Origin of the sequence: Streptomyces sp. MS191 (assembly GCF_008042125.1) — a bacterium.
Taxonomy (GTDB): Bacteria; Actinomycetota; Actinomycetes; order Streptomycetales; family Streptomycetaceae; genus Streptomyces.
The window spans coordinates 1-6166 of sequence record NZ_RDBI01000089.1; the positions used below are offsets into that span (position 1 = coordinate 1).

The following is a 6166-nucleotide window of genomic DNA, read 5'->3' on the forward strand; positions in this document are numbered from 1 at the left end:
CCCACGGACCGCCCCGAACTCCCGAACCCCCGCCCCCCATCTCCTGACTGTCGTCGAACCGCGGAAAGGAACCGGCGTGCGCATCGTCCGCCATCACGAATACGGCCCGCCCGGAGTCCTGCGTACCGAGGAGGCCGAACTCCCGGCCGTCGGGCCGCGCGACGTCCTCGTCCGGTCCGCGGCGATCGGCGTCGACCACGCCGACGTGCAGCGCCGCAACGGCACCTTCCCCCTCGGGGGGACGCCCCTGCCGTACTGCCCCTCGACCGACGTCGCCGGCACCGTCGTCCGGGTCGGCGCCGAGGTCGGGGACATCACGCCCGGCACCCGCGTGGTCGCGTGGAAGGCGCCGAACGCCTACGCCGACCACGTGGCCGCCCCCGCAGAACGCGTCCTGCCGCTGCCGCCCGGGCTCGACTTCGCCGAGGCGACGCTCCTCGGCGGCCCCGGCCGCGTCGCGGTCAACCTGCTGCGCACCGCCCGGTTCGCGGCCGGCGAGACCGTCCTCGTCCACGCCGGCGCCGGCGCCGTCGGCCACCTGGCCGTCCAGGCGGCCCGGGCGCTCGGCGCGGGCCGGGTGATCGCCACCGCGGGCTCCACGGCCAAGCTGGACTTCGTCCGTGAGCTGGGCGTGGACGAAGCCGTCGACTACTCCCTCCCCGACTGGCCCGAGCGGGTCGCGGCGGCCACCGGCGGCGGGGGCGTCGACGTCGCCCTCAACGGCATCGGGGGAAAGCGGCTCCTCGACGACGTCCGGCTCCTGGCCCCGTACGGACGGCTCGTCTCCTTCGGCGGGTCGGGCGGGGACGCCGAGCATCCGGACATCCCCGTCCTCGACCTCCTCGGCATGCGCCAGGTCATGGGCTTCAGCATGCCCGTGGTGCTCCGGCACCGGCCGGAGCAGGCCGAGCAGGCGGTACGGGACCTCGTCCGCATGGTGTCGGACGGATCGGTGCGTCCGGTGGTCCACGCCCGGATCCCGCTCGCCGAGGCTGCCCGCGCCCACGAACTCCTGGAGCAGCGCCGGAGCCTGGGCCGCGTGGTGCTCGTCCCGTGAGCGTGCCTCCCCCCGACCACTGCTGAACCGCACCTGTTTCCCGGCGCGCGCGTCCGGGCGTGCGCAAGGATGCCGAGGGGGCGGACCGGCCTGCCCGACCCCCGGCGAAGGCCGGAGCACGGCCGGGATCCCCGGGGCCCGCGGGGAGCCGTCCGGCGCTCCGCGGGGAGGACGCCCCCTCGGGGCCGGGCCGCCGTCGCCGGACCCGCCGCGGGCCCGCGAGAGAAGGGTGACGAACGATGACAGAGACCCGCCGGGACACCGGGGCGTGGATCCGACGGCTCCTCCCGTCGGAGGCCCCCGTCCGCCTCGTGTGCTTCCCCCACGCGGGCGGCGCGGCGAGCTACTACCACCGCATGGCGCGGAAGCTGTCCGGCGAGGCCGAGGTCCTCGCCGTCCAGTATCCGGGGCGTCAGGACCGGCGCCGGGAGCCGTGCGTCGACGACCTGGCCGAGCTGGCGGACCTGGTGCTGGCGGAGATCCGCCCCTGGACCGACCGACCGCTGGCCTTCTTCGGGCACAGCATGGGCGCGCTCCTGAGCTTCGAGGTCGCCCGGCGGCTGGAGCGCGACGGGGGCACCCTGACCGCGCTGTTCGTCTCGGGTCGCCGCGCGCCCCGCCTCACCAGGCCCGGGGAGGTCCGTCCGCGCTCCGACGACGAACTGGTCGCCGCCGTGCGGAAGCTGAACGAGGCCGAACTCCCGCTGCTCGACGAGCCCGCGGTCCGCGACTTCGTGCTGCCCCCGCTCCGCGGCGACTACCGGGCCGTCGAGGCCTACCGGTACGCACCGGGACCGCCCCTGGCCTGCCCGGTCGTGATGCTCACCGGCGACCAGGACCCGCAGGTGACGTGGGACGAGGCCCAGGCGTGGCGGGAGCACACCAACGGGGCGTTCGACCTGCGGAGCTTCCCCGGCGGGCACTTCTACCTCGACACGCACACCGCCGACGTGGCCGGGCTCGTCGCCACACACCTGAGGAACCTCCGGAGCCCGGTGTGCGGGACGGGTGCGGCGTGAACGGGGGCCGGCTGCTCGCCATCAGCGACCTGCACGTGGCGCACGCGGACAACCGCAAGATCGTGGAGGGCCTGCGCCCCGGGTCCGACGACGACTGGCTGCTCGTCGCCGGCGACGTCGGCGAGCTCTCCGAGGACATCGAATGGGCCCTGGCGACGCTGAGCGCCCGGTTCGCCCGGGTGGTGTGGGCCCCCGGGAACCACGAGCTGTGGACCCCCCGTCAGGACCCCCTGCGGCTGCGCGGCGTGCGCCGCTACGAGCACCTCGTCGCCCTGTGCCAGGGGCTCGGCGTCCTCACCCCGGAGGACCCGTACGCGGTGTGGGACGGGCCCGGCGGACCGGTCGCCGTGGCCCCGCTCTTCGTCCTCTACGACTACACCTTCCGGGTGCCCGGCGCCGGGACCAAGGAAGAGTCCCTGGCCATCGCCCGGGAGAACGGCATCGTCTGCACGGACGAGTACTTCCTCCACCCCGACCCCCATCCGAGCCGGGACGCGTGGTGCGAGGCCAGGGTCGCCCTGACCGAACGGCGCCTCGACGCCTGCGACCCGGAGCTTCCGACCGTGCTCGTCAACCACTTCCCACTCGTCCGCGACCCCACCCGGATCCTGCGGTACCCCGACTTCGCGCAGTGGTGCGGCACCGTGCGGACGGCCGACTGGCACCGCCGCTACCGGGCCCGCGCGGTCGTCTACGGGCACCTCCACATCCCCCGGACGACCTGGCACGACGGGGTGCGCTTCGAGGAGGTCTCCGTCGGCTACCCACGCGAGTGGCGCCGCGCGAACCACCCCCGGGTCGGGCTGCGGCAGATCCTGCCGGAGGCACCGCCGGGATGACCAGGGCGCGGCCCCGTCCGGCTCCCGGGTCCCTCGGAAGTCCCCGGAACCGGACGGGCCGCCCCCGTGCGCGCGGGGCGGCGCCTCAGCCGAGCGGCCGCGCGGGGACCGCCGGCGGCCGCCGCAGCTCCCCGACGGTGCGCCGCGGATCGCCGACGCCGGCCGTGAGCACGGCGCGGAACTCCTCGGCGATCCGCCGCGCCGTCGCCTCCTCGAACAGCTCCGTGCTGTACTCCAGCCGCCCGGTGCAGCGCCCCTCCGCCCGGGTGAGCGACAGCGACAGGTCGTGCTTGGCCGTCGCCGTGTCGCCGTACTCCGTGGTGACGGAGCAGCCCGGCAGGTCCAGTCCGGCCGGTCCGCCCTCCTGGTACGTGAGCATCAGCTGGTAGAGCGGGTTGAAGCCCGGATCCCGCGCGGGGTTCAGCTCGTCGACCACCGTCTCGAACGGCAGCTCCCCGTGGGCGATGGCGCTCCGGCTCTCGTCCCGCGCGCCCACCACCAGATCCCGGAACGTCGCCTCCGGCGGCACGGCGACCCGCTGCACGACGGTGTTCACGAACATGCCGATCATCCGGTGGTGGCCCTCCGTGCGCCGGTGCGTGACCGGCGAGCCGATCACCGCCTCCGGGCGGCCCCCGCGGGCGGCGGCCACCACGGCGAAGGCGGCGAGGAAGACCGCGTACGGCGTCGCCCGGCAGGCCCGGGCCAGCAGCCCGGCCCGCTCCGCCGCCGTCGGGTCCACCTCGAACCGCACATGGGCGCCGGAGAAGTCCCACACGGGCGGCCGCGGCCGGTCGCCGGGCACGGTCGCCGGCGCCGGCACGTCCGCGAGTCGGCCCCGCCAGTGGTCGAGCGCCGGATGGCCCGAGAGGTCCGCGAGGCGCTCCGCCTGGTGCGCGGCGAACGCGGCGTACTGCTCCGACGGCGGCTCCGGAAGCGGCTCCGTACCCGTCCCGAAGGCCCGGTAGCCGGCCGACAGCTCCCGCTGGAGGATCTGCACCGACCAGCCGTCGCACGCGATGTGATGCAACGTCAGGCAGAGCAGGTGGCGACGCGGGCCCTGCCGGACCAGCAGGGCCCGGATCATCGGATCCGCTGCCAGGTCGAACGGCCGCCGGGCCTCCGCCGAGGCGAGCCGCTCCGCCTCCGCCGCGGGATCGGGGTGCGCCGACACGTCCACGACCGGGATCCGGACCGGTTCCGCGGGCCGCACCGTCTGGCGCGGCGCGCCCGCCCGGAGCCGGAACACGGTGCGCAGCACCTCGTGCCGGCGGACCACCTCGCTCAGCGACCACTCCAGGGCGGCGACGTCCGGCTCGCCCTCGATCCGGTGCAGCAGCGGCACCGCGTACGCCGGCGAGCCGGGGTGGAACCGGTCGAGGATCCACAGCCCCTTCTGCGCGCGGGAGACCGGATGGTCACCGGCCACGGGCCACCTCGGCGGCCAGCCGGTCCACGGTCGGGTCGTAGAGGAACTCTCCCAGCGGGACCTCCGCGGAGAACCGGTCGTTGATCCGCGCCACCAGGCGCATCGCGAGCAGCGAGTGGCCGCCCAGTGCGAAGAAGTCGTCCGTGACGCCCACGGAGGCGAGCCCCAGCAGGTCGGCGGTGATGCCGGCGATCTCCCGTTCCAGCTCGCTGCGCGGCGCCACCGCCCCCGCGTCCACGGCCTCCGCGGGGACCGGCGGCAGCGCCGCCCGGTCGACCTTGCCGCTTGCCGCCAGGGGGAGGTCGGCGCGGACCGCGAACGCGACCGGCACCATCCACTCGGGCAGCCGTCCGGCGAGGAACTCCCGCAGCCCTTCGGGCGCGGCACCGGGCACGGCGGGGACGACGTGCGCCACCAGGCGGCGTTCGCCCGTGGACTCGTCCACGACGACGGCGGCCTGCCGCAGGTCGGGGTGGAGCCCCAGCGCGGCCTCCACCTCGCCCGGCTCCACCCGGTAGCCGCGGATCTTGACCTGGTCGTCGGCCCGGCCCAGGAAGGTGATCACCCCGTCGGCGCCCGCCCGCACCAGATCGCCGGTGCGGTACATGCGGGCTCCCTCCTCCTCGGCGAAGGGGTCGGGCAGGAACCGCTCCCGGGTCTGCTCGGGCTGCCCGGCGTATCCCCGGGCCACGCCGGGACCGCCGACGAAGAGTTCGCCCGTCCCGCCCTCGGCCACCGGGGCGAGCGAGGCGTCGAGGACGTAGCAGGACGTGTTCGCGATGGGCCGGCCGAGGGGGACCGACACGGCGTCCTCGGGCACCGACTCGATCGGGCCGCAGACGGCGAACGTCGTGGTCTCGGTCGGCCCGTAGCCGTTCACCAGCACCTCGGGCCGGTCGGCCGGGGCGTTGGCGAGCAGCCGGCGGGCCGGGGCGAGCCCGACGACGTCCCCGCCCACCAGCAGGGTGCGCAGCCCGCCGAAGCTGTCCGGCCGGTCGGCCATGACGGCCGTGAACAGGGGCGAGGTGAGGAACATGGTGGTGATCCGGTGCTCGGCCAGCGTCCGGCCCAGGGCGCCCGGGTCGAGGACCGTCTCGGTCGGGACGACACAGAGCGTGCCGCCGTGCAGCAGCGCCCCCCACAGTTCGAACGTGAAGGCGTCGAAGGAGGAGTCGGCCACCTGCGCCATCCGGACGTCCGGGCCGAGCGCGACGTAGTCGGTGTCGAGGACCAGCCGCAGCACCGACCGGTGTTCGACCATCACGCCCTTCGGCCGGCCGGTCGAGCCCGAGGTGAAGAGCACGTACGCGAGCGAGCGCGGCCCGACGGACACCGGCGGGAGCGGGGCGGCGCCGGTGGCCGCGGTCGCCGCCGCGACGTCCTCGGGCGTGACCACCACCGACGCCTCCGCGTCGTCGAGCATCCGCCGCTGCCGCTCCCTCGGGTACCCCGGGCTGACGGGGACGTAGGCGCCGCCCGCCTTCAGGACGGCGAGAACGGCCGTGACCAGTGCGTGGCCGCGGTCGAGCAGCACACCCACCCGCGCCTCGGCGGTCACGCCCCGGTCGCGCAGCAGGAGCGCGAGCCGGTCGGAGCGCGCGTCCAGTTCGGCGTACGTGAGGGAGTGCTCGCCGTCGACGACCGCGACGGCCTCGGGGCGCGCCTTCGCCTGGGCGGCGAAGAGCTCGGTCAGGGTCGCGTCGGCCGGGTAGGGCGTGAGGGGGCCCCGCAGGATGCCCAAGGCGGTGTCTCCATTCCTTCGGAGGGACGGGGGAGGGGAAGTCGTCGGAGGGAAGCGACGGGAGGCGGCGGAAGGGACGGG

The 6166-nt window shown here is 75.7% G+C and carries 5 protein-coding genes; 3 read left to right on the forward strand and 2 right to left on the reverse strand.

Annotated elements, in window-relative coordinates; translation table 11 throughout:
• Positions 1-76 precede the first annotated feature (76 nt).
• From EAO71_RS35090 to EAO71_RS35100, 3 genes are all read left to right on the forward strand, one after another.
• Positions 77-1057: a quinone oxidoreductase family protein gene (locus EAO71_RS35090; RefSeq protein WP_187282951.1), complete on the forward strand. Its 981-nt coding sequence runs from the start codon at positions 77-79 to the stop codon at positions 1055-1057.
• Between the two features lie 239 nt (positions 1058-1296).
• Positions 1297-2076 (forward strand): thioesterase II family protein, encoded by a 780-nt coding sequence (locus EAO71_RS35095; protein ID WP_147981878.1) that lies wholly within the window; start codon positions 1297-1299, stop codon positions 2074-2076.
• Positions 2073-2915 (forward strand): metallophosphoesterase family protein, encoded by an 843-nt coding sequence (locus tag EAO71_RS35100; protein WP_261992495.1) that lies wholly within the window; start codon positions 2073-2075, stop codon positions 2913-2915. Before EAO71_RS35095 ends, EAO71_RS35100 begins: the two co-directional genes overlap by 4 nt.
• 85 nt (positions 2916-3000) lie before the next feature.
• Here the strand turns inward: EAO71_RS35100 and EAO71_RS35105 are convergent, their stop codons facing one another.
• Positions 3001-4344, reverse strand: coding sequence for a condensation domain-containing protein (locus EAO71_RS35105; RefSeq protein ID WP_147981880.1), 1344 nt, complete (start codon positions 4342-4344; stop codon positions 3001-3003).
• Entirely contained in the window at positions 4334-6085 is a 1752-nt protein-coding gene (locus tag EAO71_RS35110; RefSeq protein WP_147981881.1) for a non-ribosomal peptide synthetase, read from the reverse strand. The genes EAO71_RS35105 and EAO71_RS35110 overlap by 11 nt, the downstream gene beginning before the upstream one ends.
• Positions 6086-6166: the final 81 nt, after the last annotated feature.

Coding starts and splice junctions, on each gene's coding strand:
- EAO71_RS35095 (WP_147981878.1), top strand. CDS start 1,297: ATGACAGAGACCCGCCGGGACACCGGGGCGTGGATCCGACGGCTCCTC.